Source organism: Metabacillus kandeliae (assembly GCF_021166585.1).
GTDB lineage: Bacteria > Bacillota > Bacilli > Bacillales > Bacillaceae > Metabacillus_B > Metabacillus_B kandeliae.
This window is the reverse complement of sequence record NZ_JAJOZE010000008.1, coordinates 26,622-50,542: the sequence shown is the minus strand read 5'-3', so window position 1 is coordinate 50,542 and position 23,921 is coordinate 26,622. Positions and strand designations below refer to the sequence as shown.

Annotated in this window: 23 protein-coding genes; 10 read left to right on the top strand and 13 right to left on the bottom strand. The window is 45.4% G+C overall.

From position 1 onward, the window contains the following. Window positions 1-17 precede the first annotated feature (17 nt). Window positions 18-1,544, top strand: a complete 1,527-nt coding sequence (locus tag LRR81_RS15390) for an alpha/beta hydrolase (RefSeq protein WP_231790277.1) — start codon at window positions 18-20, stop codon at window positions 1,542-1,544. Window positions 1,545-1,912: 368 nt separating this feature from the next. Here LRR81_RS15390 and LRR81_RS15385 read toward each other — a convergent pair whose 3' ends face one another. The 8 genes from LRR81_RS15385 to LRR81_RS15350 all read right to left on the bottom strand — a co-directional run bounded on the left by LRR81_RS15385 (window position 1,913) and on the right by LRR81_RS15350 (window position 12,368). Further along, entirely contained in the window at window positions 1,913-3,241 is a 1,329-nt protein-coding gene (locus tag LRR81_RS15385; RefSeq protein ID WP_231790276.1) for a (Fe-S)-binding protein, read from the bottom strand. Further along, window positions 3,238-4,650, bottom strand: a complete 1,413-nt coding sequence (gene glcD / locus LRR81_RS15380; RefSeq protein ID WP_231790275.1) for a glycolate oxidase subunit GlcD — start codon at window positions 4,648-4,650, stop codon at window positions 3,238-3,240. The genes LRR81_RS15385 and glcD overlap by 4 nt, the downstream gene beginning before the upstream one ends. Window positions 4,651-4,724: 74 nt before the next feature. Continuing rightward, on the bottom strand, window positions 4,725-5,852 hold the full coding sequence (locus LRR81_RS15375; RefSeq protein ID WP_231790274.1) for a CdaR family transcriptional regulator: 1,128 nt from the start codon (window positions 5,850-5,852) through the stop codon (window positions 4,725-4,727). Between the two features lie 73 nt (window positions 5,853-5,925). Beyond that, window positions 5,926-6,897, bottom strand: a complete 972-nt coding sequence (locus LRR81_RS15370) for an aldo/keto reductase (RefSeq protein ID WP_231790273.1) — start codon at window positions 6,895-6,897, stop codon at window positions 5,926-5,928. 101 nt (window positions 6,898-6,998) lie between these two features. After that, window positions 6,999-7,496, bottom strand: a complete 498-nt coding sequence (locus tag LRR81_RS21390) for a DUF1641 domain-containing protein (RefSeq protein ID WP_231790272.1) — start codon at window positions 7,494-7,496, stop codon at window positions 6,999-7,001. After that, on the bottom strand, window positions 7,489-10,434 hold the full coding sequence (fdhF, locus tag LRR81_RS15360; protein WP_231790271.1) for a formate dehydrogenase subunit alpha: 2,946 nt from the start codon (window positions 10,432-10,434) through the stop codon (window positions 7,489-7,491). The genes LRR81_RS21390 and fdhF overlap by 8 nt, the downstream gene beginning before the upstream one ends. 36 nt (window positions 10,435-10,470) lie before the next feature. Next, window positions 10,471-11,274 (bottom strand): formate dehydrogenase accessory sulfurtransferase FdhD, encoded by an 804-nt coding sequence (fdhD, locus tag LRR81_RS15355; RefSeq protein WP_231790270.1) that lies wholly within the window; start codon window positions 11,272-11,274, stop codon window positions 10,471-10,473. A gap of 113 nt (window positions 11,275-11,387) precedes the next feature. Then, window positions 11,388-12,368, bottom strand: a complete 981-nt coding sequence (locus tag LRR81_RS15350; RefSeq protein WP_231790269.1) for a nuclease-related domain-containing protein — start codon at window positions 12,366-12,368, stop codon at window positions 11,388-11,390. Window positions 12,369-12,400: 32 nt separating this feature from the next. On the opposite strand from LRR81_RS15350, the gene LRR81_RS15345 reads away from it, so the two are divergent. From LRR81_RS15345 to LRR81_RS15325, 5 genes are all read left to right on the top strand, one after another. Then, window positions 12,401-12,751 carry a hypothetical protein gene (locus LRR81_RS15345; protein ID WP_231790268.1) on the top strand — a complete coding sequence of 117 codons (351 nt, stop codon included), beginning with the start codon at window positions 12,401-12,403 and terminating at the stop codon, window positions 12,749-12,751. 207 nt (window positions 12,752-12,958) lie between these two features. Next, window positions 12,959-14,329, top strand: a complete 1,371-nt coding sequence (locus LRR81_RS15340) for an MDR family MFS transporter (RefSeq protein ID WP_231790267.1) — start codon at window positions 12,959-12,961, stop codon at window positions 14,327-14,329. A gap of 46 nt (window positions 14,330-14,375) precedes the next feature. After that, a complete protein-coding gene (locus LRR81_RS15335) occupies window positions 14,376-15,821 on the top strand; it encodes an NAD(P)H-hydrate dehydratase (protein ID WP_231790266.1) in 1,446 nt (481 codons plus the stop codon). A gap of 56 nt (window positions 15,822-15,877) precedes the next feature. Continuing rightward, the gene (locus LRR81_RS15330) at window positions 15,878-16,117 is read left to right on the top strand and encodes a hypothetical protein (RefSeq protein ID WP_231790265.1); all 240 of its coding nucleotides are present in this window, start codon (window positions 15,878-15,880) and stop codon (window positions 16,115-16,117) included. 40 nt (window positions 16,118-16,157) lie between these two features. Next, window positions 16,158-17,327, top strand: coding sequence for an alanyl-tRNA editing protein (locus tag LRR81_RS15325; protein ID WP_231790264.1), 1,170 nt, complete (start codon window positions 16,158-16,160; stop codon window positions 17,325-17,327). 30 nt (window positions 17,328-17,357) lie between these two features. Here the strand turns inward: LRR81_RS15325 and LRR81_RS15320 are convergent, their stop codons facing one another. Together LRR81_RS15320 and LRR81_RS15315 are read right to left on the bottom strand one after the other, a co-directional pair. After that, on the bottom strand, window positions 17,358-17,525 hold the full coding sequence (locus LRR81_RS15320) for a DUF4025 domain-containing protein (RefSeq protein ID WP_231790263.1): 168 nt from the start codon (window positions 17,523-17,525) through the stop codon (window positions 17,358-17,360). Between the two features lie 15 nt (window positions 17,526-17,540). After that, complete coding sequence (locus LRR81_RS15315; protein WP_231790262.1) at window positions 17,541-17,798, bottom strand: hypothetical protein; 258 nt, start codon at window positions 17,796-17,798, stop codon at window positions 17,541-17,543. A 126-nt stretch (window positions 17,799-17,924) separates the two neighbouring features. On the opposite strand from LRR81_RS15315, the gene LRR81_RS15310 reads away from it, so the two are divergent. Continuing rightward, on the top strand, window positions 17,925-18,548 hold the full coding sequence (locus tag LRR81_RS15310) for a LysE family transporter (protein ID WP_231790261.1): 624 nt from the start codon (window positions 17,925-17,927) through the stop codon (window positions 18,546-18,548). Here the strand turns inward: LRR81_RS15310 and LRR81_RS15305 are convergent. Continuing rightward, complete coding sequence (locus tag LRR81_RS15305) at window positions 18,501-19,868, bottom strand: amino acid permease (protein WP_231790260.1); 1,368 nt, start codon at window positions 19,866-19,868, stop codon at window positions 18,501-18,503. The two genes, LRR81_RS15310 and LRR81_RS15305, sit on opposite strands and share 48 nt — an antisense overlap. A 130-nt stretch (window positions 19,869-19,998) precedes the next feature. Between LRR81_RS15305 and LRR81_RS15300 the strand changes: the two genes are divergently transcribed. After that, a complete protein-coding gene (locus LRR81_RS15300) occupies window positions 19,999-20,310 on the top strand; it encodes a DUF6509 family protein (protein ID WP_231790259.1) in 312 nt (103 codons plus the stop codon). A gap of 381 nt (window positions 20,311-20,691) precedes the next feature. On the opposite strand, the gene LRR81_RS15295 is transcribed toward LRR81_RS15300, so the two are convergent. Beyond that, complete coding sequence (locus tag LRR81_RS15295; RefSeq protein ID WP_231790373.1) at window positions 20,692-21,114, bottom strand: cytosolic protein; 423 nt, start codon at window positions 21,112-21,114, stop codon at window positions 20,692-20,694. Between the two features lie 52 nt (window positions 21,115-21,166). After that, window positions 21,167-21,664, bottom strand: coding sequence for a metallophosphoesterase family protein (locus LRR81_RS15290; RefSeq protein WP_231790258.1), 498 nt, complete (start codon window positions 21,662-21,664; stop codon window positions 21,167-21,169). A gap of 375 nt (window positions 21,665-22,039) precedes the next feature. Between LRR81_RS15290 and LRR81_RS15285 the strand changes: the two genes are divergently transcribed. Beyond that, window positions 22,040-22,894, top strand: coding sequence for a GRP family sugar transporter (locus LRR81_RS15285; protein ID WP_231790257.1), 855 nt, complete (start codon window positions 22,040-22,042; stop codon window positions 22,892-22,894). A gap of 19 nt (window positions 22,895-22,913) precedes the next feature. Next, complete coding sequence (locus tag LRR81_RS15280; protein WP_231790256.1) at window positions 22,914-23,699, top strand: SDR family oxidoreductase; 786 nt, start codon at window positions 22,914-22,916, stop codon at window positions 23,697-23,699. Window positions 23,700-23,921 lie beyond the last annotated feature (222 nt).

The window sequence follows — 23,921 nt, the reverse complement described above, 5'->3', positions numbered from 1 at the left end:
AAAAGGAGGAGAAAAGCTTGAATCGAAAAATGATAGCGCTTTCTATCTGCTCAACGCTGCTCTTTTCGTTCAGCCCTGTTATGACAAAAAGGACGAATGCAGAAATGCAGATGACCCCGTTCAGAAATGCTCACGATGTGACGGAAACCTATTTTAATGGAAAAAATGAGAGCTGGCTGACAACGAAAAACCCGAAGCAATACGAACAGGCCACGCTGTATGGAAACCTTGGACTCGCCCCATACAATTGGGGGAATGCAGCAGAGGGCACCGGCTATTACAGCATGAACAAGCCTGCAGCTGTAACAGGACATCAGGTAACAGGGACTTTCGATGATGCGAAGTTTGTTATCCGTGTTCCGGATCAATGGAACGGAAAGCTTGTCGCCGCCGGCATACCAGCCACAAGAAATGAAACATCCACAGATCTTTTGTTCAGCGACTATGTTTTAGGGAAAGGCTATGCCTTTGCAGCGATCGATAAGGGAACACAAGGGGAAAGCGACCCGAACGATCCTTTTGCAAAGGTGAAAAATGCTCTCGTTTCTCCAGATGACAGTGTTGCCGAATGGCACATGCGGTTCAGGCAGGTAACAAAAGCGGCACAGAGCTATCTGGCAGAAGAGTATTCAGATCAGCTGATTAAGAAAAACGACAAGCACAATCCTGCCAGCAAGCTGGTCAGCAAACACCACAAAGTCCCGACCTATGCGATCGGCATTTCAAACGGCGGCTATGTTGTCCGCTATGCACTTGAAAACGATGCTCCCGAAAAAACGGGAGAAGCAAGGCTTTTTGACGGAGGTGTCGACTGGGAAGGTGTTCTCTGGACTGAAAAAGAACCGAACTTACTCAGTTCTTTGACGACTGTCGTCAACAATGCCCAAGCAGCCATTTACGGCGAGGGAAAAGAAAAAGAAAAAGCAATCAAGAAGATGCACAAGGCGGGTCTCCCGGAAGGATCGGAAAAGTTATGGCCGTATCACGACCAGGTGTACTGGTTTGTCACGCTGAATATTTACAGAGACCACTTTGATCCAGCAGCCCCAGGAAGGATTGACTGGAGAAACTATTTGAATTTCAAAGCGGACGGAACAAGAGACAGAACCTATGACAGCATCTTTCAAAACTACGATTATAGCGAACGCCCGAAAAGCGTCAGAAAGAATATTAAAGAGATTGCCAATACAGGCGATATCGATGTTCCCCTGATCAGCATCACAGGCTCTCTTGACTCGCTTATTTTCCCGGATATTCACGCGAAAGGCTATGATAAGCTTGTCAAAAAAGCAGGCAAGGAAAAGCTGCACCGGCTTTATACGGTTAAAGGCGGAAACCATGTGGACAGCCTTGTATGGAATAAGCAGACAGATCCGGAGCAAAGCCTGCAGCCGCTGCTTCCATATGCCCATCAATCGTTTGACCTGCTTGTTGACTGGATTGAAAACAAAAAGCAGGCGCCTGCAAGCCATACGGTAGATCGGCCGAAGAATTCCTTAAAGGTAGTAGATTTGAAGACAGGAAAAGAGAAGAAGCCATATTAAGAGAGGAAGGAGCTCCGTGGGACGGGGCTCTTGCTGGTTAAATTGCGAAATGCAATTTTGAAAGAAAGCGGGAAAGCCTGCTTTGGAGTTGGAATTTGATGATGTACAATAAAGCAATGCATGGATATCGGCGATCTGGATTAAAGCAGAAGAAAACCGGCACTTTTGTTAATAAAGAGCCGGTTTTTTGGTCTGGTCCTTTATATTGGAGCATTTGGGCGTATTTTTTAGCAGTTTTGCAGATAAGACAGCAGCCCTGTTACCGGATATCGGCGAACTTTCCACGATATCGGCGACCTGCTTTCCAAGCAGAAGAAAACCGGTACTTTCATTCACTTTTCAAGCTGCCGGTCAGGCCCCTTGCATTTTTAAACTAGTTCCTCCGCTGCTTCAAGCAGCAAATCCGCGACATGAACCGCCTTCACTTTGCCAGTCAGGCCCTCGCGTTCAATGCCAAGCTTCATTTGAAGCAGGCAGCCTGGATTGGCAGTAGCAATAATAGCCGCTTCCGTTGCTTTTGCCTGCACCATTTTATGGTCCAGGATTTGCATGGACATTTCTGATTCCACTATATTGTAAATGCCAGCAGAGCCGCAGCATCTGTCGGCATCTTTCATTTCCTTGTAAGCAACGCCATCAATGCTGTGCAGAAGTCTGCGAATTTCAGCTGATGTGCCCATAACATTCTTTAAATGACACGAATCCTGATACGTAACAGTTACCTCAGGCAGCTTTAATGGCAGCTTGTCAAACTCAAGCTCCAGAAGAACAGAGGAAATATCCTTCAGGCTGGCTGAAAACTCTTTGGCTCTGTCATGCCAGTCTGGGTCTTCTCTTAATAAGTGATCATAATCTATTAAGAAGGCACCGCATCCGCCTGCATTTGTGATAATGTAATCCACCTTAAGGTCCTCAAATGCCATGATGTTCCGCTTTGCGAGTGCAATAGCACCTTCTTTTTCACCGCTGTGCCCATGAAGGGCGCCGCAGCAGGCCTGATTTTTCGGAATCACAATTTCGCAGCCGGCAATTTGGAGAAGTTTCATTGTTGCATTATTTGTTTCAAGGAACATCGTGTCCATCAGACAGCCAGAAAAGAAGGCAACGCGTTTTTTCCTTTGTCCATGAGGCTCCAAATGCTCTGGCCTGTTTTTCATCACATTCATTTTTGGAACAAGAGGGAGCACCTTTTCCATTGCAGAGAGATTGTCAGGCAGCACTTTCAGCAGCCCTGTTTTCCGTACGGTTTTCTGGAGTCCTGAACGCTGGTAAAATCCGAGCAGCCCTGTTGCATATCTCATTCGGTTTTGGTGGGGAAAGAGCCCGCCAAAAACACTTTTCCGAACAGCTTTTACAGGAAGGGAATGCTTTTTGTTACTATTGATCACTGCCCGTGCTTCTTCCAGCAAATGTCCGTAATTGACACCTGACGGACAAACTGGTTCGCATGCCCTGCAGCCGAGGCACATGTCGAGCGACCGTTCTACATCTTCATCAGGCTCAATCAGTCCGTCTGCTACAGCCTTCATCAGAGCAATTCTTCCCCTTGGCGAATGATTTTCCTTGTACCCGGATTCCACATAGGTTGGGCAGGAGGGGAGGCAGAACCCGCAGCGCATGCAGTTCAGCAGCTCGTCTTCATCCATCCTGTCCTTGAATTGCTGCTGAATCGCTTTTCGTTCCTGTGCTGTTGTCATGATGTGACCACCACCCGTTTCCGTGATTCCTTCGCAAAGACTTTTCCAGGGTTCATGATATTGTTTGGATCGAATGACTGCTTGATCCCCTTCATTGCAGCAACGCCTTCTTTTCCAAGCTTCCATTCAAGGTACGGCGCCTTCATTTCGCCGACACCATGCTCTCCTGTAATGGTTCCGCCAAGCTGTATGGCTTTTTCAAAAATATCGCTGAACGCCTGCTCAACGCGCTCCATCTCCTCGTGATTACGGAGATCTGTTGTACACGTTGGATGCAGATTGCCATCTCCGGCATGCCCGAACGTGCAGATGGAAACATCGTATTTCTCAGCGATCAGGTTAATTTCACGGACCATTTTTGCAATTTCGGAACGCGGTACTGTGGCGTCCTCCAGGATTGTTGTCGGCTTCAAGCGTGCAAGGGCTGATAACGCGGACCTCCGTGCTGTTCTTAATTGCAGCGCGTGTTCTTCAGATTGTGCAATTTCAACGGAAACTGCTCCTTCATCCCGGCAAATGGCAGCCATTCTCTCGATATCTCTTTCAGATACTTCAAGGGGCCCATCCTGTTCAATCAGCAGGACAGCTTTTACATCTGTCGGCAGACCTATTCTGGCAAAATCCTCTACAACCATCAGTGTCGGCTGATCCAAAAACTCCAGCGTGGCAGGGATGATTTTTGAAGCAATAATTTTTGAAACAGACTGTGCTGCAGCTTCCATATCCTGATAATGGGCAAGCATTGTTTTAACTGACTCCGGCTTTGGCACCAGCTTCAAAATTGCTTCTGTAATAATGCCAAGCGTACCCTCTGATCCGGTAAAAAGCCTTGTCAGGTCATAGCCGGCAACATCCTTAGCGAGTTTTCCGCCTGTCCGGATAATGTCTCCGTTAGCCAATACTATTTCAAGACCCATCACATAATCCCGCGTCACGCCATATTTCAGGCCTCGCAATCCGCCGGAGTTCTCATTAATATTGCCGCCGATCGTGGAGATTTTCATAGAGCTTGGATCAGGAGGATAAAACAGCCCTTTTTCTTCCACATCATTGATTAAGTCAAGCGTAATAACGCCTGGCTGAACGGCTGCAGTTAAGTTATCCTCATCAATTTCAAGGATTTTGTTCATATGCTTAAAAAGAAGCACAAGCCCGCCTTCTGTCGGGCATGTTCCTCCGCATAGGTTTGTACCTGAGCCTCTAGGAACGATCGGAATCTTAAATTCATTGCAAACCTTTACAATTTCCGAAACTTCATGCGTATTTCTTGGAGAAATAACTCCATCAGGCATCGCCTGAAACTGCGGTGATGCATCATATGAGTAAACAAGCCTTGAAGCAGCCGAATCCTCGTAGTTTTCAGGAGCAGCGATCGCCATGAGCCTCTTTTTTGCCTCTTCTGGAATCATAAAAAAACACCCGCCTCATAATAGCTTTTACCTATTATTTTAGCGAATGCATGAGCCGTGTTCTATGTATGTTTCTACAGTAATTCCTTTAAAAAGGAGCGGGAATTTGGAGATACCTCTAAAAAATAACAGGCCAGGTAAAGCTCCACCGCGTCTGGAAAATGCTTTATATCGATTCCCGTTAATTCCTTCAGCTTGCTGAACCTGTAGTGGAGCGTGTTTACATGAAGATGAAGGGCTTCCGCCGTTTCTTTTACTGATAAATGATGAGAAAAATACATCCTGCACGTTGCAAGCAACTCTTCATTTTTCAAGACAGGCTCAAGCACGCGTTTAGTAAACTCTTTTTTTGCCTCTGATGGAATGGCATCAAGGCAAATATCGAGCCGGAGATCCTCCTCGAAAATGACAGAATGGGTGCGAAGAGCAATGTGAAGCGCCTTTTCTGCCTGCTCAAATGATTCCCGAATGCTGTGTGCTTCTTTCGGCTGTCCTGCCCCTATCGAAACAGCTGCTTGCCAATTTTCTTCAATGTAACGCTTCATGCCGGTTAATTTTTCTTCAAAGCTTTCTCTGGAGAGGCTGTTGTCAATGAGAAGCAAGAGCCTTTCGTTGCCCCATTGAACAACAAGATCCATCTCCTCAAGGAAAGGGCGAAGCTGCCACAGATCCTGCTGGAAAATGGTCTTCTTTCCGCTCAGCTCCGCAAGGACAGCCCTGCGGCCAATTTCCAGTTCAATATTTAAATGCTTCGCCCTGCTGAAAAAAGCAGGAGGCCATTCTTTCAGCTGCAGCCAGTCAAACACAAACGCTTCCTGCATCCTCGATTCCATCTGAAGCTGCTCGGAATAATAATTTTCCTGAATCAAAAGCTCAGTCATTTTTCTGATAATCTCGCCGAATGGAAGCACATGTCCAGGCTCTCCTGTAATGCCGATTACCCCTATGACCTCCTGCTGAAAGAAAACTGGGAGATTCAGTCCAGCTTTCACGCCGATGAGAGTTTTCTCGTCTTCCTTGCTAATGACAACATTGCGCTTTTCCTTCATGCAAAGGACAGCCCCTTCATGGAACCGGCTGATGCGTGATGGATCAGTGCTGGCAAGGATAACGCCTTCTCTGTTCACAATAATTAGATCTTCATTTAAAAGTTTTTTAACTTCCCCGATAATTTTCTGTGCAAGGGAAGGGAGGAGCTGCATGCTGTTCACTCCATTTCATGTTTTTTATCTCAGCATAAAAAAGCTTGCAGGACTCTGCAAGCTATAGCTGCTATTAAGGCAAATTTCGTCCCCTTGAAGAGACATAAAGGGAGTACCATTCTTCTCTTGTCATTTCTTGAGCAACTTGAATGGCATCCTGGCAATTTTTAATTCTTTCGGGGCTTGTTGTGCCAATTACTGGCTGAATGTTTGCCGGGTGCCTCATCAGCCAGCCGAGAACGATTCCTTCCCGTGAAGTGTTTTTTTCCGCAGCAAGCTGTTCCACAAGCTGCAGCGTTTTCATTTCAGATTCACTCAGTTCCGGGAATTTCCGGCCAGAGAACTTGCCGTTAGCCAGCGAGCCCCATGCCTGAAGCTGAATATGATGAAGCATGCAATATTCAAGCAGTCCTGCAGCAAAAGAAACTTCTGATCCATCAGCATGATTCACATAAACACCCTGATCAACCCAGTCAAGCTTGTCCAGGCTCATTTCCAGCTGATTCACAACCAGAGGCTCATCAAGTGCTGACTGAAGTAACTGAACTTGCCCGGGATTCATGTTGGAAACGCCGAAATGCCGGACTTTTCCGCTTTTCTTTAATTCGCTGATGGCTTCTGCTGTTTCAAAAGCATCCATAAGAGGATCTGGTCTATGAAGCAGCAGGACATCAAGGTATTCAGCTGACAGACGCTTCAGTGTGCCATCCACAGATGATAAAATGTGGTTTTTAGAAAAATCATAGCGTCCTGGAGCTGAACTGTCTGCAAAACGGATACCGCATTTGCTTTGGATCACCATCTTTTCTCTCAGCTGAGGATTAGAGGCGAGTATCGTTCCAAATGCTTCTTCCGCCTTTCCCATTCTGTAAATATCCGCATGATCAAACATGGTAATGTCTGAGGCGAGTGCTGCTTCTACACCGGCTTCCGTTTTTCGGATATCTTCTTTTGTCAGCGGGCTGTTATCCCAATCCCCGCCGTATCCCATACATCCAAGAATTAATCGGCTGCTGGAAATTCCTCTTTTCTCAAGCGGCATCATTATGAAATTTCCCCTTTTCCATTCATTTTCTCTTACTAGTTTAACAGCGGGATGCCATTTTAAAAAGCTGCCGGCTTCTGTAAGCCGGCAGCCTATGGAGTCTATTCTTTTTCCGCTTTGTTTTTCCCGCCAAGATTTTTCCCGATTCCTCTAAATACGAATAGAAGGACAGTGATCGTTCTCTTAATGGCAGGATCATTCAGTGCCCGGAGAAGTCCGAAAAGGCCAGTTTCTTTCGGCGGCTCAGTGTCGCGGCCGATGTTATTATTCCGAAGCCTTCTGACACTGTATGTTTCAAGTCCTTTAAAATTCAGTGCGCCGAGCAGCTCGACCATTGTGGCTACATTGCTAAGGATTGCTGAATTCTGCGGTTTGTTTGCTTCTTTGGCAAAATTCGTAAGCACTCTGTCCTGATGGTGGACAAGAGCGGAGATGGTATCCAGGTTCCGGTTTTCATCCATATATTTAATCAGGTTGATGACCTTCAGCAAGGATTCCTTGTTTTCAGCCAGGGCGCTTACTAATTCATCCAAATTCTCTTCTTTAATCCGCTCAGCCGGTATCTCCATTTTAACGATTTTCTCTGTCGCTTTAGCCACGGTCTTTTACCTCGCTTCCTGGGAAGATATAGTCATTTCTTTCCCACTTGCGCTCTACCTCGACCCCATGCTGCGAAATGCGTTCAGCTGTCCGATGGTTATTAAAATTAATCGGAGACTTGCCTTTTTTCTTCAAAACCTCGACTTTAACAGGGACCTCTTTGTATGCCGGTGTGTCTGTATCCTTGTCAACCCTGTTGCTGGTTAAGTAGTTAATCGCATTTTTTCCGTCACTGTTCAGCGTAACATAAAGCTGTTTGCCGAAAACTTCATCCGTCACGTGAACTCTCGATTCTGTTTCGCCTTCTTTGTTGGACATTTTAATCCATCCGCCTGTTTCAACCCCAAGCTCTTTTGCCGCTTCCTTGGATATCTCGACAAATGGATAAGGAATCTTGTTCACAATGCCTTTTGTATGACTTGTCATATTGCCTTCATGGAAATGCTCGAGAACACGGCCATTGTTGGCATGGAAGTCATGTCCTTCCACTTTTGGATACTCGTATTCAAATTCAAGCGGCCACAGTCTCGCTTTTTTATCATCAAAATTAAACCCATCTGTATAAAGCAGCGGTGTATCTGTACCATCTTCTGCTACAGGCCACTGCAGGCTGTTAAACCCTTCAAGAAGCTCATAGCGGACACCTGCGAAAAGCGGTGTGAGGCTCGCTGCTTCATGCATAATATCTGCAGGGGATTCATAGCCCCAGTCATAGTCAAGCCTTTTGGCAATTTCCTGATAAATCTCCCAGTCAGGCTTTGCATAGCCTTTAGGCTCCATAGCTTTATAAAGGCGCTGGATGCGGCGTTCTGTATTAGTAAAGGTTCCCTCTTTCTCCACGCTAGGCACGGCAGGAAGAACAACATCCGCATACTCGGCTGTTTTTGTCAGGAAAAGATCCTGCACAACAAAGAATTCAAGCTTTTCAAAAGCATCTGTTACATAGTTGATGTTTGAATCGACTATGCCCATGTCTTCCCCTGTAACATAAAGGGATTTCAGCTTTCCTTCATGAATCTTTTCCACCATTTGATGGTTATCCATGCCTTTTTCTTTCGGAATCTCAGCATTCCATGCTTTTTCAAATTTCTTTCTGATCAAATCGTTATCTACCGGCTGATAGCCAGGGAATAGATCCGGCATGCTGCCGAAGTCGCTTGCTCCCTGTACATTGTTATGGCCTCTCAGCGGATAGGCGCCAGCGCCTGGTTTCCCGTAGTTGCCAGTGATCAGAAGCATATTGGAAATAGCTGTGGAAGTATCAGAACCGATCACATGCTGTGTAACACCCATTGCCCAGCAAACAGCCGTTGTATTTGCATTGTGGATATCTTCAGCAATCTTCATCAGGTTTTCCTTTGTTACACCAGTCTTTTCCTCCGCATATTCCAAAGTGAAAGGAGACAGGCTTTCGTAATATTCCTCGAAGCCGTTTACCTTGTCATCAAGAAATTCTGTATGATGCCAGCCTTGATCGATGATGTATTTCGTTACAGCCGAAATCCAGACAAGATCGGTTCCTGGTTTAGGGCTTATGAAGAGGTCAGCTCTTTTGCTCATTTCATGCTTGCGCAAGTCAGCTACAATCATTTTTGAGCCGAAAAGCTTATGTGTCCGCTTAATTCTGGAGGCAATAACCGGATGAGAATCAGCCGTATTGGTTCCGATCAGGATCATCAGTTCCGCTTTGCCAAGATCATCAATAGAGCCTGCATCACCGCCGTAGCCTACTGTCCGGAAAAGTCCTTTTGTTGCAGGTGACTGGCAGTAGCGGGAACAGTTGTCCACATTGTTTGTGCCGATTACCTGCCGTGCCATCTTCTGCACAAGGTAAGATTCTTCATTAGATGCTTTTGAGGAAGCAATAAACGCCAGTGCGTCAGCACCGTCGCGTTCTTTAATCTCCCTGAATCTTTTTGCTACATAATCAAGCGCTACATCCCATTCCACTTCTTTGAACGTATCGCCTTCTCTGATAAGAGGGAGGCTCAGGCGTTTTTCGCTGTTTACATGGCCGTATCCGAATTTTCCTTTAATGCATGACATCACGCCATTAGCCGGTCCTTCTTGAACAGGAGCCATCTTAAGGATTTCTCTTCCTTTTGTCCAAACGTTAAAGGAGCAGCCGACACCGCAGTACGTGCAGACAGTTTTCGTCTTTTTGATTTGATCATCGCGCATTTGAGCTTCAGAATCAGATACCGCGAACAGAGGGCCGTAGCCTGTTTCAACTGTTTTTGTAATATCAATCATGGAGCGGAGAAGACCGTCATTCAAGCCTGTCAGATAGCCGGCTTCATTCAGCATATCGTTCTCCATTAAGGCGTTGCACGGACAAACCGTCACACATTGCCCGCAGCTGACACAGGAAGATTGGTCGATCGGTACATCTTTATCCCAAATAACCCTTGGCTGCTTTCGTTCCCAATCAATCGTCAGCGTCTCATTTACCTCAAGGTCCTGGCAGGCTTCCACGCATCTGCCGCATAAAATGCACTGATCAGGATCATAGCGGTAAAACTGGCCTGAGAAATCCTTTTCATAACCTTTGAAACGGAAAGGCTTCATCTGGTGTTCAAGACCCATCATGGCAACCGTGTTATGAAGGGTGCAGTCTCCGTTGTTTTTTTCGCAAACTGTGCAATACAGTTCATGGTTTTCTAAAATGTTGTCCATCGCGCGGAACTGTGCTTCCTTCACTTCAGACATCTCCGTATTGATGCTCATGCCCTCCGCAAGAGGAGTGCCGCAGGAACGCATTAACTGATCATTAATGGAGATTGTGCACGTATCACACGTCTCAATAGCACCTAGACTTTCCTGGTAGCACACCTGAGGAATTTTGATCTGTTGGGAATTCAAAAACTCAAGAACGGACTGACCGCTGTTTGCTTCAAATTGTTTGCCGTTGACGAAGACAGTTAACTTTTCTTCCATATTGAATGCTCCCCCGTTTTACTAAATAGATTTCCATTATGAATGCAGGATAGGATCAAAGATTCTTTCCGGATGGGTGTACACGTTCATACGGTCTTTACGGATAAAGCCAATTGCCGTAATGCCAAGATCATCTGCCAGCTGCAATGCAAGATCAGTCGGTGCCGACTTTGACAGCAGAATGCCAATTCCCATTTTTGAAACCTTCAGCAGCACCTCTGAAGAAATCCGCCCGCTAAAGGCAATCACCTTATCCCTCACAGGAATGCGGTGAATCAGGCAATAACCGTACAGCTTATCAAGCGCATTGTGGCGGCCGATATCATGATAAAACCTGACCACTCCCTCGTTTCCGCTGATAGCAGCATTATGCATTCCGCCCGTCCGCTGAAACTGTTCGGAATGATCATGAAGCTCCGACATAATCTGTAGTGCCTGCTCAGGAGAAATCCGGCCGGATGACGTGATCGTCTTCGCTGTCAGCATATCATTCTGAAAATAAAACTGCCGGCTCTTCCCGCAGCAGGACCCAATAAAACGCTTAGAAACATTTTGCCGCCGCTGCTCCGGCACATGAGCCGATTCTACATAAGCAAACCCCTTGCTCTCATCAATGGAAAGCGAACTGATCTCCTCATATCGGCGAATCACACCCTCCGAAGCCAAAAACCCAACAACAAGCTCCGTTAAATCAGAAGGTGTGCACACCATCGTTGCCCACTCCTCGCCATTCAAAACAATCGTCAAAGGAAACTCAGCAGCCACCTCATCAGTCTCCTCTGAAAAAACCCCTGACGCATAACGCAAAACCGGCAGCGAACGGATGCCATCGCTATCCAAAAAGCACACCCCCTTGTATGTAAGAAATGGTCTAATATACTTGTTTCCCTTCCTGGTAGGAAGGGGAAACGTGGAAATGCGATTTTTGGGAAAATTATTGGGTTGGGTGGTTGTTAAAAAGGAGCAGAAGGTTGGGAAATTTGGTGATGGCTTGAAGTTTTTTTATAGCCTTTGGAAGTCAGGTTGAGAGCTGAAAGCATCCGGGATGCTTTCGTAGGGGAGAAAAGATTAGTGAACCAGCGAAATTCACGGTTAGTGATAAAAGGGGAAATGAGCAGGAAGTAATCATCTATTGCTTCTAAATGGGCATCCTTTGATTCGTAAAGGCAGTTTCCGCATTTCCATTTACCGTAAATATGTTCCATGTAATAAGTGTGGCAATTACTGCAGGCTATTCCAGTAACTAATTCAGTTTTAGAAATTTGAAATCTATTAAGTAAATCTGATTTAGCAGGGGTATGATTTTTTAAAAGTAGTTTTTTTAATTTTTTTCTGCCAGCGGGAGATATGAGGGGATTTTTGTAGATTTGGTCTAATCGTTTTAGTTTGTCTGCTAGATTTGAAGCATGAAATATTCTTTGATAGGCAGAAGATTGCCCGTTCATTGTTTTAATTATTGTAGAAGGATTGCTGATAACCACTGCTGTCTCAAAAGGAAACAGCGGAAATTTATGGTCGAGCAGCCAGTCAGATAGCATATTTTTTTGGTAAGTCAGTTGTGAAAGAGGATTTTTGAATCCTTCTTCTTTTCCGTCTATTGTTCTAATCAATTGGTTAAACAGAGAATCAAAATGAATGGTACCGGAAATATTTTTTATTTCTAGAATCATAAGAAAGTAGTCTGTAACAAGAAGGGTATCAATTTGAAAAACATTTTTGTTTTTAAAAATGCGAACATCTTGATAAACATCATATTTCTCCTCATCCAGTAGAGATAAATAATAATCTACTGACTGCTCACCCCGATAACCGGCTTTTCTTTTCAATAATTCTTTATGAATTTCGGATTTTTTAGGGTGTTCGTCAGGCAGCCGTCTTAATAAAGCTTCCAGCTGAAAAATAATGAGGGGCTTTTCTCTGTTTTTTACAATCATGAAACCAGTCCTTTGCAGTATAGTGGTTTTTGATGCGTGGAGGGCAAAAATTAGAGCGTTATGATGAAAAATATGATGAATTAGCTTTAATTTCACCACTTTTTATAACGTTTCAGCAAAATAAAAGGTGTTTGACTATGAATTTAAGGCGTTTATATGCGGGTTTTAAAGTTTTATATGCGGGATTTGAAAATTTATTTGCAGCTTTTGGAATTTTATATGCGGGATTCGAAATTTTATATGCAGCTCAGGAGAAAAACATGCGGGTTAAAGGAGTTTCTTGCAAATTTATCAACTCATATGCGGATTTAAAGATTTATGTGCGGGTTCACAAATCTACGTTAGTAGACATCCCTATCTTAACCCAAACCCCAATAGAATGAAAAGCCAAATATAAAACCCAAACCCCAATAGAATGAAAAGCCAAATATAAAACCCCCAAACCCCAATAGAATGAAAAGCCAAATATAAAACCCCCAAACCCTAATAGAATGAAAAGCCAAATATCAACCCCCAATCCCCGCCCCTGCGCCACGCCCCATGCACCTGATATAATATACAGAATCTAGCATATATACGGAGGCAGCAGAATGAAAAAAGAGACAAATCCAACGCGTGTGATATGGGCGCTTTTGATTGCGACGTTTTTGATGGCGATTGAGGGGACGATTGTGAGTACGGCGATGCCTAAGATTGTGGAAGAGCTTGGGGGCAGCCATTTGTATACATGGGTGATTTCGGTTTATTTGCTGGCGACGGTGATCAGTACGCCTGTGTTTGGGAAGTTTGCGGATTTGTATGGGCGGCGGCTGATGTTTACGATCGGGTCTGTTGTGTTTTTGATCGGTTCAATGGCATCGGGGTTTGCGCAGTCGATGGAGCAGCTGGTAATTTTCAGGGTGATTCAGGGTCTTGGAGCCGGGGCGCTTGCGACGATTCCCTTTACGATTATCGGAGATTTGTATTCTTATGAACAGAGGGCGAAGATTCAGGGATGGATCAGCAGTGTATGGGGAATTTCCGGGATTGTTGGACCGCTCGCAGGAGGTATTTTGGTTGATGCGGTTTCGTGGCGCTGGGTCTTCTTTATGAATTTGCCGTTTGGGATTGCTGCGATTTTAATGCTGTGGCTTTCTTTGCATGAGAAGCTTGAGAAGAAGAAGCACAGCATCGATTATGGCGGGATCGCTGTTTTTGCGGTTTCGATGACAGCCTTTTTGTATGGGCTGACAGTCCTTCGGGAGTCAAAGCAGATGACGGGTGCAGTGTGGGCTTTTTTTGCCGTGGCAGTTGTCAGCGGAGTAATTTTCTTTTTTATAGAAAGAAAGGCGAAGGAACCGATGATTCCGCTTGGGCTATTTAAAATCAGAACGCTCACGATTGCCAATACAGCAGGATTTCTGCTTGGTTTTATTCTTGTGGCGTTTACGTTCTACATCCCGCTTTGGGTGCAGTCTGTGAATGGGCTGAATGCGACGATGTCGGGGGTTGCAATGCTGCCGATGTCTATTTTATGGCCAATTGGTGCAATCGTCTGCGGCAGGCTGCTTGCTGTAAGATCAGTCAGGAGCATTACGATTACCGGCTCAGTACTAATTGCCATCGGGTGCTGCGGGCTCTTTTTTATCAATCCTTCTTCTTCTATTGTATGGTTTATGATTATTTCGGCTGTTACAGGTCTCGGTTTCGGGCTTTCTTTTACAGCATTTACGGTTTCTGTGCAATCGGCTGTTGATTGGAGTATAAGAGGGGCAGCTATGGGAACGAACAACCTGCTTCGCATCCTTGGCCAGGCAGTTGGAATAGGTGTTTCAGGCATTCTTCTCAGCGTGAATTTAAAAGGAGAAGAGCTCGCAGCAAGCCTGCATTGGATCTTCCTGCTGCTCATTGTCCTGGCTGCTGCAGCCATTATCAGTACAAGCCTGCTGAAAAAAGAGCCAGCAGGCCAAAAAGAAGCATAGAAGTTTAGCGGAAAGGGAATGAAAAGGGCTAAAAGGATGTGAGAAAATGTATATTTACAGTAAAGAAGAAATTCAGGAGGCGGACAGCACAGCGGAAAAAAGAGGGATGCCGGTTTTTACTCTTATGGAAACAGCCGGACGGGCCCTGTATGAGGCCCTCGCCAATACTGTTACTAGGAAGGACTCTATTTTAGTCCTTGCCGGAAAAGGCAGTAATGGTGGAGACGGCATTGTGCTTGCGAGATATTTGAAACAGAACGGCTTTGATGCAGCGCTTGTTTTCCCGCTAGGGGAGCCAAAAGCTGATTCCCCTGCTGATGAGCATTTGCGCTATTTTGAAGCATGCGGCTTTGCGTCTGCTGCTTTTTCAAAAAATGCAGCATGCGATGTGATCGTTGATGCCCTTCTTGGAGCAGGCTCTGCCCTGCCTTTGCGGGAGAATGCCGAAGAGATCGTCAAATGGGCGAACGGCAAGAATGCTATGCGGGTTGCTGTCGATTTGCCGACAGGTGTTGAAGCTGATACAGGGAATTGTGAAGAGGCCTTCAGAGCTGATATGACGTTTTCTCTGCATGGATACAAGCCTTCTGCCTTTCTGTTGCCTTCAAGCAGCTATTACGGAAAAGTTACAGTGCTGGACATTGGTCTGCCGCACAAAGGGCGCTTCAAAGTCTGGACAATGGATGATGTGAAAAGAACTCTTCCTGTATTTCCTTCTTCTGCCCATAAAGGTACGTTTGGAACAAGCTATTTAATTGCCGGAAGCGAGGATATGCCGGGAAGCGTCATGATGGCTGCCGCCGCAGCGCTCCGAAGCGGCACCGGGAAGCTGATGATCGGGACATCTAAAACAGCTGCAGGCATGATGGCAGCGCAGGTGCCTGAAGCGACCTATTTTTTTGACGGCTTAAAAAAGGCGGCAGAAGGAGAGTTTCCTGAAAAAATCGCTGCAGTTGGAATGGGGCCGGGACTCCAGGATAAGGACTCTATTACAAAAGCCATTCACCATTTGCTTCAAACGGATTTGCCGGTGGTTCTTGATGCAGATGCGCTGGATGAGAGGGACTATCCTGACCGTGAACAGCCGGTTATATTGACCCCGCATCCAGGCGAATTCAGCAGAATGAGCGGCTATGGAGTAAAAGAAGTGCAGGCAAACCGGATTCAGTATGCAAGCGAATATGCTGTTAAGCACAAGGTAACGGTGATTTTAAAAGGAGAGCACACGGTAATAGCCTATCCGGATGGAACAGGGGCAGTGAACACAATCGGTAACAGCGCCCTTGGAAAAGGCGGCAGCGGTGATACGCTGACTGGGATGCTTACAGCCTTTTTAGGGCACTACAAGGACAGCCGTCATGCTGCCGCTAATGCAGTTGTTCTTCATGCTTTAACAAGCGAGGAATGGGTAAAAGAAAATGGGCTGAGATCCATGACAGCAACCGATATTTCCGGGCTGCTCCCTCGGGTAATGAAGCTTGCTGAAACTTAAAGTCTCCAGTAACAGGAGGCTTTTTTTATTGCGCAAAAAGAGGGTGCCGATGGGTTATGGCAGGACTCCGCATTGCAGCTGTAATCGCGATTGGAGTCGCGACGCTTGCGCCGTTTGTCGAAGAAGACGGGCTCGAGAGGGGAATTTTTTCAGGCATCAGCTCCCGCAATTACGTAAGAATTTATGTCGGTGCGGTTCCAGCCTGTGTCCTTGATGTATTAGCAGATGTTATTCTTGGGCTGATTGAAGTGAAAAACCAAATTTACAACCTCCAGATAAGCCGGCGGGAATGGTAAGATAGAAAAATAATTCATTCATTGCTGGGAGAGATAAAAAGTGACAAGAAAACTTTACTATGAAGATCAGTATACAAAGACCTTCCGATCTGCTGTCGTCAAACAGGCAGAAGAGGCTGGACGGCCCTATGCCGTTCTTGAAGAAACAGCTTTTTATCCGGAAGGAGGAGGCCAGCCTTCTGATACTGGCACATTGGATGGTGTCAGGGTGATGGAGGTAAAAGAAGAGGAAGGCGAAATCCGGCACTTTCTTGAACATCCCTTAAAAGTAAAAGAAGCTGAAGGCAAAGTGGACTGGGAGAGAAGATTTGACCATATGCAGCAGCATAGCGGGCAGCATATTCTGTCAGCCGCATTCCGGCATGTTCTTGGAATAGATACTGATGCGTTTCATCTTGGAACAGAAATCTCCACCATTGATCTTTCAGCGGAAAGCCTGACGGAAGAAATGGCCGAGCAGGCAGAATCCTGGGCAAACGGCATTATTTTTTCAAACAAACCGATACAGGCGGTCTGGGTCAAAAAAGAAGAGCTGGAACAATATCCGCTCCACAAACAGCCGGCTGTTGAAGACAACATCAGGCTTGTGATCATTCCGGAAGTTGATTATAACGGCTGCGGAGGAACCCATCCAAACAGAACGGGCGAAACAGGCATCATCAAAATTCTAAACTGGGAAAAACATAAAAAAATGACAAGGGTTCAGTTTGTCTGCGGCGGGAGGGTCATCCGCCAGCTTGGGCAGAAGCAGCGGGTTCTTTTAACCTTGATTCAAACAATGAACAGCCCTGAAGCAAACCTGCCTGAGGCAGCAGTTAAGCTCTTAAACGCCCAAAAGGACACAGCGAAGGAGCTTGCGGAAGCAAAAGACAGGCTGCTTGAATTCGAAGCAGAGAAAGCAGCAGACAGTGCTGATGGCATTGTTGCCCTGTCATTTGAAAACAGGCCCTTGCAGGAGCTTCAAAAGCTCGGAAGGCTTATTGCAGCAAAAGGCCCTGTTTGCCTTTTAACAGTAAAAAACGGCGGGCTTGTTCAGTTTTTTGCCGCAAAGAATCAGGAACATCCTGCAAACTTAAGGAAAATGTCGAAAGAAGTGCTTGATGCCATTGGAGGAAAAGGAGGCGGAAGCGAACTCGCTTTGCAGGGAGGAGGCGAATCAGCCCTTGCTGCAGGTGATCTTCTGGCTCTTATGAAAAAAAGCATCTCATAAAAAAAGGCAGCCGCTCCGGCTGCCTTTTTGCTATTTATCTTTTCCCGCTTGATGGTCAATATTTCCTCCAAGATAATATTCGTTCACCTGGTCATGGGTAACCTCAAGAGGGCTTGCTTGTTTATCCTCATTTTTTTCTGACGGCTCAAATGTTTTGCCTGCAATTTCTTCTGCACGTTCTGTTTGTTTATCGCTCATGCCGGATCTCCTCCTTTAGAGTCTCATCTGGATGGCCTGCTGAGCCTCCATTATATGCTGCAGATGTTCTTCGCAAAGCTTCAATTCATGCTGTTCCTTTTCCGTCAATTCGTGCTTCCTGCTATGAAGGTCACGCAGCTTCTCCTGAGCGGTGAAAATCAGTGTCTGTGCTTCCTGAAACCCGTTCGGAGTCATGCTGTAATGTGCTTTTTGCAAGTCTTCCATTGCCTCGTATATTTTTAAGGATGCTGCGGACAGTTTACCTTTTCCCATATTTTTCGCTCCTTACACATCAAAGGATATTAAGATCTCTTTACAATTTACTTTGCCCTTTTAGGGCATGAATTCATCCTTGTCCGAATAGCATGTACAAGATACTTTCTGACATGGAGGACTTGGATGCTGATACTGCTGAATTACGTTCTTCTCGGATTGTCGCTCGCTGCCCCGATCGGTCCAATCAATGCGGCCCAGCTCGATAAAGGAATGAAAAGCGGCTTCTGGCACTCCTGGCTGCTGGGGCTTGGGGCGACAACTGCTGACTTGCTTTATATGGCACTCGTCTACATAGGAATCGTCCAAATTATTGACATGCCGTTCATTAAAGTTTTCCTGTATGCCTTTGGGGCTTTTGTGCTGATTTATACCGGAATAGAAGGACTTTTAAGCATTAAAAAAAACGCAGCAGCAGCGGCCCGGAAAAGCGAGCCAAAATGGAAATGCTTCTTTTCAGGATTTTTTCTGTCGTTAACCAATCCGCTCACGATTTTGTTTTGGCTTGGCATATACGGATCTGTACTGGCCAATACAGCCGCATCCTCTTCGAAGGGGGAACTGTATCTTTACAGCGCAGCCATTTTTGCGGGCATCCTCGCTTGGGATTTTTCAATGGCGCTGCTTTCAAGCACTTTCAGGAGGTACACAAAGGGAAGACTCCTGATTGTGACATCGCTTCTTTCCGGCATAACACTGCTTTTATTCGGTGCGTACTTTGCCGTGCAGGCCTTTCTCCTTCTTTTCTGAAGCCTTTAGTTTAAGGGACAGAAGAACAATCAGGATCAGGAGGGCAAGGCTTGCGAAAAATCCTGGCCTGCTGTCCTGGTTGAAAGCTGTTCCAATAATCGCGAGCGTGATAAAAGCAGCTCCCAAATACGTGAACAGCTTGCCTGAAACAGCCGTTTTCGTTAGTTTTTTGCTTGAAAATAAAATAAAAATCCAGTTGTACAGGAGCATCAGCCCTGCAGCTGTTGTAATATATTCGTAAATTTTCCCGGGCATAAATAGAGAAAGAACGATGGATACAGCCATGCCTGATATCGTCAGGCAGAGTGAACGGATGGGAAGCTTTCGCTTTCCTTCCGTTTTCTTTTGAAAAAACCGGGGTGCATTCTTATTCTCAGCTAATGTCACAAGCAGGTTGGTGACAGCAAAAAGAGAAGCACACATTGTAGAAAACCCTGCAATAATCAAGGCGCCATTAAAAACATGAGGAAAGACAGGCAGCTTGAATGCCTCCAGCGCCAGGACAAACGGGCTTTCTTTTTGGTTAAATGACTGCCAGGAAAGAAGTGTGACCGCAAATACCATTGAAGCAATGTAAATCACCCCAAGAACCATCAGCATGACGCTTCCGGATTTAGGAGCGTCTTTTTTATCCTTCAGATCCATCGCCATCAGCCCCATAACTTCTATGCCGCCAAACGCATAAAAGGCATAAATAAGAGACAGCCAAAGCCCCATTATCCCTTCAGGAAAAAATCCACCTAGAGAAGAAGGAAACTCATGCTTCTCAGGGCCGTTTTTAAATACTCCGAAGATCGCAAGAACAGCAAGAATAATAAACATCAAAATAGCCCCAATTTTAATGCTCGCAAACACATTTTCCAACCGTTCAAATCCTTTTGTTCCAGCCAAAACAACTCCAACGCCAAGCAGAGCGAAAATACATGCGAAAATCCAGAGAGGCACAGCAGGAAACCAGAACTTAGAAAAAATCGAAAGCGCCGTCAGCTGGCTTCCCATAATCAATATTTCAGAAAGCCAGTAAACCCAGCCGGATGTAAACCCAGCGGCAGGTCCGAAGGCTTTGCTGGCATACGTGCAGAACGCCCCTTTCTGCGGATCCTCTGAAATCATTTTGGCAAGCGCTCTGAACACGATATAAGTTGTTACAGCTGCGATGAAAAAAGAAAGCATAACAGCAGGTCCTGCATGTTTTATGGCAAGACTTGATCCCAGAAAGAAGCCTGTGCCGATAATACAGCCGACACCAATCAGGGAAAGCTGCCACCATTTAAGCGAACCTTCTGCCTGCTTCCCGCATTTTTGCTGACTTTCCGTCACATCATTCTCCCCCTTTAGCATTTGCTTATTATTCGAAAAGGAGAGAAAATTTATTAGCTTAGAATTTTTTGAGTGAAGAAAACATGTGTATAATAAACATGGACGACATATTAGAAAAGGACGGGGTTATATGCTTTCCATTACAAGCCACGCCGTAGAGGTATTAGAGGATCCATTCGGCATCCTGCCGGGAGACCGCTACGAATTTATTTTGAATCTTGACGTTCCGGAGGACGACGAACTATACTCTGATAAAGGTGTTTACTTGAGGGTCATTTACACAGTGGAAGACGGACAATCCAGAATTTCGCAATATCAGTTTTTTGAAAAAGAAACAGACAAGTACTTCGATTTCGAGCTTGATGAGGATGAAGAAGCAATGGCAGCTTCGTATTGCCTGGCGCACCTGCCAAGCAGCGAAGAAGCTGATGTGATTGAGTAAGCAGGATGGATAGAGGAGAGAGCTGGTCTTTAGAGGCTGGCTTTTTTTTCTTGAGGGTTATAGGCAGGGCAGTGAACAGGGGGAAAGGATGCCTTTTCGGTTATAAAATGGCTGTGGATTTCCGCTGCAGCCGGCTTCGCTTTCCGCGGGCGTGCCGGGGAGCCTCCTCGGCGCTTTAGCGCCTGCGGGGTCTCCCCTGCCCCGTACTCCCGCAGGAGTCTTCGCCGTCTTCCGCTCCAATCAACAGCGTTCATTCACTTAGGCAGAATTTAAAAGTCAGTATTGTAAAAAGGGGTTTTTCAGTGGCCTCTTTTAAAACGCTACAAATAAAGTCACCTACTTATTTGCCCCAAAAATTAGCAGGACAGAGCAAAGCAATTTCTACTCCTGTCCAGTCTCCTCAGTTCCCCTATCAGCTTCAACTACATGGTACATAATATGGCCAAGATGATGAATCGGGCCGTACTCTTCATCTTCACTTTCAAGTGTATCCAGTTCTTCGCGGAATTCGAGATCATTCAGGTAAAGGGCTGTAAATTGATAAAAATCCTTTAATTCAAAGGAATAGCAGGCTGACGGATCTTCCTCGTCCGGATTTTCTTCATAGTGCAGGACAAGATAAGATTCCTTGCCAGAAGTGTCTTCAGCATCGAAAAAGATAAAAAAGCCGATGTTGGTGTCCAGTTCAAACAGGTGCCTTGTTCCCCCTTCAGTCAGTGCAGCAAATTCATCTTCTGCGACTTTTTGAACCTTCATTTCTTCAATAGCATCTTCTTTATGAAGCTGTACAGTAAAGGTTTGCATCAATAAAGCACCTCTTTAGTCAGATTTGTCATAGTCTAGTATAACCCTTCCCTCAGCCTCTATCATCAAAAAAGACATGCTCTGCATGCAGTTCATCGCCAAGAGTCAGGATCCCGTATGAATACCGCGGCTGTTTCCGTTTATCAAGCGGTGAGCCAGGATTAAAGAGCAGGATGTCTTTTTCAGTTTTCAGGACGGGAATATGGGAGTGCCCGAAAATAATGCAGTCCGGCTTTTCATCTTGAAATGCCTGGATGGCGCGTTTCTCGGTAGTGAGCTTTTCTCCGTGACCGTGAGTTAAGCCAATGGAAAAGCCGTTCAGCATCAGCAGGTGCTTTTCGCCAAGCAGATCGTGAAGCTCGGGGGAGTCCACATTTCCCGCCACTCCAATCAGCTTGCCATAACCCGCCAGTTCTTCGTAAACGTCCATTATCTGAAAGTCGCCCGCATGAAGGACCATGTCTGCACCTTTGAGGTCTTGTATAAGGATATCAGGCAGTTTTTTTGCCTTTTTTGGGATGTGCGTGTCTGATATTACAATAATGCGCAAAAGGTCACCCTCCTTCAAGAGAAATATGCCTTCATTACTTCTTGCCGAAAAGAAAAGATTTCAAACAAAAAAAGCCGGCAGAAAAATATCTGCGGCTTTTTTTTCGTAACGCCCTTTAAAAGGTTGCGCCGGCTGATTGGTTCGTTCTTTTCAAGTATAAAATATGAAACGCGTTTCATAACAAGAATTTTTATTATCGAAAAGGACAAATTAACAGTATTAGGAGAACCCGAACTGGCAAGAAGTAAAGCGTATCCAAAGTTTTTTACTGATTTTTCAGGCAATGCGAATTGTTTGAAGTCTCTTTTTTTGACGTGTAAAATGCTTTCTTGTCAACAATTTATTAAGTTATCACGAAGGGACGGCAGCAAGAAAATGGATATTTTATTAGCTTTGATCCCTGCATTGTGCTGGGGAAGCATTGTGCTTTTTAATGTGAAACTGGGCGGAGGCCCGTACAGCCAGACACTTGGCACCACGATTGGCGCCTTGATTTTTTCTCTTGCTATTTATTTATTCGTGCATCCTGTTGTTACCCCGTTTATTTTCTTGATTGGGGCTGTATCAGGTTTGTTTTGGGCTTTAGGCCAGAGCAATCAGCTGAAAAGCATCGCTTTAATGGGTGTGTCAAAAACGATGCCGATTTCAACGGGCATGCAGCTGACAGCAACGGCTATTTTCGGTGTGATTGTTTTTCATGAATGGTCTACGCTCACAACAGTTCTATTGGGTTCCGCTGCAATTGTTTTAATTATTGTTGGAATTGTTCTCTCCTCGTTAAAAGGGGAAAAGGAAGATGAGAAAGAAGGCGAACTGAAAAAAGGGATCGCCATCCTGGTTGTTTCCACGATTGGGTACCTTATTTATGTCGTTGTGATCAGGCTTTTTGATATCAACAGCTGGTCAGCTATTTTACCGCAGGCAGTCGGCATGGTCATCGGAGGCGTTATTCTTACCTTTAAGCACAAGCCTTTCAACAAGTATGCCATCCGCAACATTATACCCGGCTTGATTTGGGCTACTGGAAACCTGTTTTTGTTTATCTCACAGCCTAAGGTCGGTGTCGCAACAAGTTTCACTTTGTCACAAATGGGCATTATTATATCAACATTTGGCGGTATTCTTCTATTAGGTGAAAAGAAAACGAAGAAGCAGCTGATTGCAATCATAATAGGAAGCATTTTAATTATTCTCGGTGCGGTATTGCTGGGGATGGCAAAGGCATCATAATTAAAGGAGGCAATATTACATGTTTGCAGATTTAGAAGGAAAAGCAGTCGTTATTACAGGAGCTTCAACAGGACTCGGGCAGGCGATGGCCGTTCGTTTTGGAAAAGAAAAAGCAAAAGTAGTGATCAATTACTATAAAAATGAGCAGGAAGCGCTTGATACGAAAAAAATGGTTGAAGAAGCAGGCGGCGAAGCCATTATTTTTCAAGCTGATGTAACAAAGGAAGAAGAGGTCATCAGCCTTGTGCAGTCATCCATAAAGGAATTCGGAAGACTGGATATTATGATTAATAATGCCGGCATGGAAAACGCTGTCCCATCACACGAACTGTCACTGGCAGATTGGAACAAAGTAATGGATACGAATTTGACCGGCGCATTTTTAGGGTGCAGGGAAGCACTGAAGCACTTCGTGGAAAATGACATTCAAGGAAACATCATCAATATGTCCAGTGTTCATGAAATGATTCCATGGCCGACATTCGTTCACTATGCTGCAAGCAAAGGCGGCATGAAGCTCATGACAGAAACATTGGCGCTTGAATACGCTCCAAAGAAAATACGGGTAAACGCCATTGGACCCGGTGCCATGAACACTCCAATCAATGCAGAAAAATTCTCAGATCCGAAACAGCGTGCTGACGTAGAGAGCATGATTCCAATGGGCTACATAGGAAAGCCGGAAGAAGTAGCAGCAGCAGCGGTATGGCTCGCATCATCCGAATCAAGCTACGTAACAGGCCACACACTATTCGTAGACGGCGGCATGACCCAATACCCTGCGTTCATGGCAGGCAGAGGGTAAACAGAAAAGCGGAAGCCGCTCGTTCAGCCCTGACAAGCGCTGGAGAAAAAATCCGAAAAGTCCGCACTTCGACTTTTTGAAGCGCCTTGATGACAAGGCAAAATTAAGTTTTGATAGTATAAAAATAAGTTTTGCAATTGTATGAAGTACTTGGACAGTAAACAAGCCAAATCGGACAGTTAAAACGGCAAATCCGCCAGTAAACTGCCCACTTTGGACAGT

Coding starts and splice junctions, on each gene's coding strand:
- LRR81_RS15310 (WP_231790261.1), top strand. CDS start 17,925: ATGCTGATACTGCTGAATTACGTTCTTCTCGGATTGTCGCTCGCTGCC.
- glcD (WP_231790275.1), bottom strand. CDS start 4,650: ATGATTCCAGAAGAGGCAAAAAAGAGGCTCATGGCGATCGCTGCTCCT.
- LRR81_RS15370 (WP_231790273.1), bottom strand. CDS start 6,897: ATGATGCCGCTTGAGAAAAGAGGAATTTCCAGCAGCCGATTAATTCTT.
- LRR81_RS15350 (WP_231790269.1), bottom strand. CDS start 12,368: ATGATTGTAAAAAACAGAGAAAAGCCCCTCATTATTTTTCAGCTGGAA.
- LRR81_RS15285 (WP_231790257.1), top strand. CDS start 22,040: ATGGATATTTTATTAGCTTTGATCCCTGCATTGTGCTGGGGAAGCATT.
- LRR81_RS15315 (WP_231790262.1), bottom strand. CDS start 17,798: ATGGGAAAAGGTAAACTGTCCGCAGCATCCTTAAAAATATACGAGGCA.
- LRR81_RS15330 (WP_231790265.1), top strand. CDS start 15,878: ATGGCAGGACTCCGCATTGCAGCTGTAATCGCGATTGGAGTCGCGACG.
- fdhF (WP_231790271.1), bottom strand. CDS start 10,434: ATGGAAGAAAAGTTAACTGTCTTCGTCAACGGCAAACAATTTGAAGCA.
- LRR81_RS15340 (WP_231790267.1), top strand. CDS start 12,959: ATGAAAAAAGAGACAAATCCAACGCGTGTGATATGGGCGCTTTTGATT.
- LRR81_RS15295 (WP_231790373.1), bottom strand. CDS start 21,114: ATGCAAACCTTTACTGTACAGCTTCATAAAGAAGATGCTATTGAAGAA.
- LRR81_RS15345 (WP_231790268.1), top strand. CDS start 12,401: ATGCGTGGAGGGCAAAAATTAGAGCGTTATGATGAAAAATATGATGAA.
- LRR81_RS15320 (WP_231790263.1), bottom strand. CDS start 17,525: ATGAGCGATAAACAAACAGAACGTGCAGAAGAAATTGCAGGCAAAACA.
- LRR81_RS15300 (WP_231790259.1), top strand. CDS start 19,999: ATGCTTTCCATTACAAGCCACGCCGTAGAGGTATTAGAGGATCCATTC.
- LRR81_RS15375 (WP_231790274.1), bottom strand. CDS start 5,852: ATGCAGCTCCTCCCTTCCCTTGCACAGAAAATTATCGGGGAAGTTAAA.
- LRR81_RS15335 (WP_231790266.1), top strand. CDS start 14,376: ATGTATATTTACAGTAAAGAAGAAATTCAGGAGGCGGACAGCACAGCG.
- LRR81_RS15385 (WP_231790276.1), bottom strand. CDS start 3,241: ATGACAACAGCACAGGAACGAAAAGCGATTCAGCAGCAATTCAAGGAC.
- LRR81_RS15280 (WP_231790256.1), top strand. CDS start 22,914: ATGTTTGCAGATTTAGAAGGAAAAGCAGTCGTTATTACAGGAGCTTCA.